Source organism: Streptomyces sp. NPDC059003 (assembly GCF_042740445.1).
In the GTDB taxonomy this organism is placed as follows: domain Bacteria; phylum Actinomycetota; class Actinomycetes; order Streptomycetales; family Streptomycetaceae; genus Streptomyces.
This window is the reverse complement of sequence record NZ_JBHYJH010000343.1, coordinates 1-4,272: the sequence shown is the minus strand read 5'-3', so window position 1 is coordinate 4,272 and position 4,272 is coordinate 1. Positions and strand designations below refer to the sequence as shown.

The following is a 4,272-nucleotide window of genomic DNA, read 5'->3' as shown; positions in this document are numbered from 1 at the left end:
GGCGAGAATTCAAGCCCCTCCGGCGTTTGAGGAGCGGGGTCTGGGGCGGAGCCCCCAGCCGGGCCCGGCCTCAGCGGATCGGGCGGTGGACGTTCTCGTGGGCGCTCGGGCCGGGGGTCGCGTCGGCGATCCACGGGCCGTCGCCGCTGGGGTCGACGACGCCTTGTTCCAGCCAGGCGTACGTCCCGGACAGCACCCCCTTCACGACCCGACGGTCCACGTCGTCCGTGTTGGTCCACAGCCGCCCGAAGAGCTCGTCGACACGGATGCGTGCCTGCCGGCAGAACGCGTCGGCCAGCTGGTAGGCGGCCCGCCCGTGGTCCTCGGTGGAGCGCAGCAGCTCGGCCCGCACGCACGCCGCGCTCATCGCGAACAGCTCCGCGCCGATGTCGACGACCCGCCCCAGGAAGCCCTGCTTGGTCTCCATGCGGCCCTGCCAGCGCGACATCCCGTAGAACGTGGAGCGGGCCAGGCGCCGGGCCGCGCGCTCGACGTACCGGAGGTGCCCCGACAGATCGGGGTGGCCCGCCGGGTGGAACTCGGCGTACGAGCGCGGCAGCTGTCCGGCCCCCGCCACCAGCTTCGGCAGCCAGCGGGCGTAGAAGGCACCGGCCGCGGCCCCGGCCCGCGCCTTGTCCGAAAGGGACTTGTCCGGGTCGATCAGATCGCCCGCCACCTTCAGATGGGCGTCGACGGCCTCGCGGGCGATCAGCAGGTGCATGATCTCCGTCGAGCCCTCGAAGATGCGGTTGATGCGCAGGTCGCGCAGGATCTGCTCGGCGGGCACCGCGCGTTCGCCGCGGGCTCTGAGGGACTCGGCGGTCTCGAAGCCGCGGCCGCCGCGGATCTGGACGAGCTCGTCGGCCATGAGGCAGGCCATCTCGGAGCCGTACAGCTTGGCGAGGGCGGCCTCGATGCGGATGTCGTTGCGGTCCTCGTCGGCCATCTGCGACGACAGGTCGAGCACGGCCTCCAGGGCGAAGGTGGTCGCCGCGATGAAGGAGATCTTCGCGCCGACGGCCTCGTGGTACGCCACGGGCTTGCCCCACTGCTCGCGGGCGGCCGACCACTCGCGGGCGATCTTCAGACACCACTTGCCCGCGCCGACGCACATCGCGGGCAGCGAGAGCCGGCCCGTGTTGAGGGTGGTGAGCGCGATCTTCAGGCCCGCGCCCTCGGGGCCGATGCGGTGGGCGGCGGGGACCCGGACCCGGTGGAAGCGGGTGACGCCGTTCTCCAGGCCGCGCAGGCCCATGAAGGCGTTGCGGTGCTCCACCGTGACGCCCTCGGACGCGGCCTCGACCACGAACGCCGTGATGCCGCCCTTGTGCCCGTCGGACTTCGGCACCCGCGCCATGACCACGAGCAGGTCGGCGACGACGCCGTTGGTGGTCCACAGCTTCACGCCGTCCAGCACGTAGTCGTCGCCGTCCGGCACCGCGGACGTGGCCAGGCGCGCCGGGTCGGAGCCGACGTCCGGCTCGGTGAGCAGGAACGCGGAGATGTCCGTACGGGCGCAGCGCGGCAGGAACGTGTCCTTCTGCTCCTGGGTGCCGAACAGCTTCAGCGGCTGCGGTACGCCGATCGACTGATGCGCGGACAGCAGGGCGCCGAGGGAGGGGCAGGCGGAGCCGACGAGCGCGAGCGCCTTGTTGTAGTAGACCTGGGTGAGACCGAGCCCCCCGTACTTCGTGTCGATCTTCATGCCGAAGGCGCCGAGCTCCTTGAGGCCATTGACCACCTCGTCCGGGATCAGGGCCTCCCGCTCGACGCGCGCGCCGTCGATCTCCGTCTCGCAGAAGTCGCGCAGCTTGGCGAGGAACTCCTCACCCCGCTCGGCGTCCTCGTCGGCGGGCAGCGGATGCGGATGGATCAGATCGAGCCGGAAGCGGCCGAGGAAGAGCTCCTTGGCGAAGCTCGGCTTGCGCCAGTCCTGCTCACGGGCGGCCTCGGCGACCTGCCGCGCCTCGCGCTCCGTGACGGACGGCCGGGAAGGGGGTGGGGTGGTTGGTGCGGACATGAGGCTCACCTCGCCGCGAGTCGGGGGTAGGGGCCCGGTTGGTTACTCACCGGTGCTACTGGATCGTTGGTACCCGATTCCGGGCATGGTCACCAGCCCTGGCGCAGTGATCATGTACCTGGCTACGATGCGGCGGCCCACGGGACGGGGGCGCGACGGCGAAGGGGCTCGAGGTGGACAGGCGCGAACGGCGCGAGTACGAGCGAGCGGTGGCCGACGGCATCCGGCGGTACGACCGGGACCGCGAGCGGCGGCAGCGCAAGAGCGAGCGCAAGCGGGAACGGGACCGCCTGTCGCGGTCGTCGGGGCAGGGCAACTGGCTGGACGGCGCGTTCGTCGGGTGCGGCTGTCTGCTCGTGTGGGGGCCCTTGGGCGTCGTCGTCTGGTTCCTCGCCAAGTGGCTGGTCTTCTGAACCGCCGCACACAGCGGAACGGCCGGAGCCCCCGCACAGCGGGCTCCGGCCGTTCGGCGTCGGGTGGTACTGGCGTCGGGTGGTGCTACAGCTCCAGGCCCGTGAGGACCATGACGCGCTCGTACGTGTAGTCGTCCATCGCGTAGCGGACGCCCTCGCGGCCGACGCCGGACTGCTTCACACCGCCGTACGGCATCTGGTCCGCGCGGTACGAGGGCGCGTCGCCGATGACGACGCCGCCGACCTCGAGGGCGCGGTGGGCGCGGAAGGCGACCTGCAGGTCGTGCGTGAACACGCCCGCCTGGAGGCCGTACTTGGAGTCGTTCACGGCGTCGAAGGCGGCCTGCTCGCCGTCCACCTTCTTGATCGTGAGCACCGGGCCGAAGACCTCCTCGCAGGCGAGGGTGGTGTCGGCGGGCACGTCAGCGAGGACGGTCGGCGCGTACGCGGCGCCGTCGCGCTTGCCGCCGGTGAGCAGCTGGGCGCCCGCCTTGACGGCCTCGTCGACCCAGGACTCCACGCGCTTGGCCGCGCTCTCGTCGACGAGCGGGCCGACGTCGGTCTTCGGGTCCGAGGGGTCGCCGGTGACCTGCGCCTCGACGGCCTTCACGATGCGCGGTACGAGGCGCTCGTACACGGACGCGTCGGCGATGACGCGCTGCACGGAGATGCAGGACTGGCCGCCCTGGTAGTTGGAGAAGGTCGCGATGCGGCTCGCGGCCCAGTCCAGGTCGGCGTCGGAGGAGAAGTCGCCGAGGACGACGGCGGCGCCGTTCCCGCCGAGCTCCAGGGTGCAGTGCTTGCGCGGCACCGAGTCCATGATCGCGTAGCCGACCTTGTCGGAGCCGGTGAAGGAGATGACCGGAAGGCGCTCGTCCTGGACGAGGGCCGGCATCTTGTCGTTGGCGACCGGAAGGACCGACCACGAACCGGCGGGCAGCTCCGTCTCGGCGAGCAGCTCGCCGAGGATCAGGCCGCTCAGCGGGGTCGCGGGGGCGGGCTTCAGGATGATCGGCGTACCGACGGCGATGGCCGGGGCGACCTTGTGCGCGCACAGGTTCAGCGGGAAGTTGAACGGCGCGATGCCGAGGACGACGCCCTTGGGGAAGCGGCGGGTCAGGGCGAGGCGGCCCTGGCCGCCGGCGTCGGTGTCCAGGCGCTGGGACTCGCCGCCGTTGAAACGGCGGGCCTCCTCGGCGGCGAAGCGGAACACCGAGACCGCGCGGCCGACCTCGCCGCGGGCCCACTTGATCGGCTTGCCGTTCTCGGCGGAGATCAGCTGCGCGATCTCCTCCGTCCGCTCGACCAGGCGCTTCGACACGTGGTCGAGGGCGGCGGCGCGGACGTGGGCCGGGGTGGCGGCGAACTCCTCGCGCACGGCGTACGCGGCGGCGACGGCCTCCTCCACCTGGGCGTCCGTCGGTACGGCCGCCCGGCCGACGAGGCGTCCGTCCCACGGCGATGTGACGTCGAGCGTGGTCTCGCCGGTGGTCTGGCGACCGGCGAGCCAGAAGGCGTGGATGGAAGTCATACGAATCCCGGCCCTTCCGTGGAGGTTCGTCCTTGCAGGGGGTTACGGGGTCCACCGTAGAGGTGGGGTTTCGGGTGGGCGTTTGTCCGAGTCGGAGTAGTGCGGTCGCCTCCCACGACGGAATGTCAGGTCAGCGCGGCCCTCTCTCGTGCGGCTGTCCGCTTCTGCCCTGACGTCAGGTGGACGCCCCTCGTGTGGGCCACGCACCGCGGGCGCCAGCGCCTCCACGGGCGGCTCATCTCCCACCCGCCCACCCGTTTCCACCCTGACGCCAGGTGCACGCCCCTCGTGGGGGCTGCTCGCCGTCG

General features: G+C 71.8%; 3 protein-coding genes. 1 reads left to right on the top strand and 2 read right to left on the bottom strand.

What is annotated here, in order from left to right:
- Nucleotides 1-70: 70 nt before the first annotated feature.
- Nucleotides 71-2,020: an acyl-CoA dehydrogenase family protein gene (locus tag ACFWZ5_RS45045; protein ID WP_384806318.1), complete on the bottom strand. Its 1,950-nt coding sequence runs from the start codon at nucleotides 2,018-2,020 to the stop codon at nucleotides 71-73.
- 173 nt (nucleotides 2,021-2,193) lie between these two features.
- On the opposite strand from ACFWZ5_RS45045, the gene ACFWZ5_RS45040 reads away from it, so the two are divergent.
- Nucleotides 2,194-2,433 (top strand): hypothetical protein, encoded by a 240-nt coding sequence (locus ACFWZ5_RS45040; RefSeq protein ID WP_384806320.1) that lies wholly within the window; start codon nucleotides 2,194-2,196, stop codon nucleotides 2,431-2,433.
- Between the two features lie 85 nt (nucleotides 2,434-2,518).
- Here the strand turns inward: ACFWZ5_RS45040 and ACFWZ5_RS45035 are convergent, their stop codons facing one another.
- Nucleotides 2,519-3,964, bottom strand: a complete 1,446-nt coding sequence (locus ACFWZ5_RS45035) for an aldehyde dehydrogenase family protein (RefSeq protein WP_384806322.1) — start codon at nucleotides 3,962-3,964, stop codon at nucleotides 2,519-2,521.
- Nucleotides 3,965-4,272 lie beyond the last annotated feature (308 nt).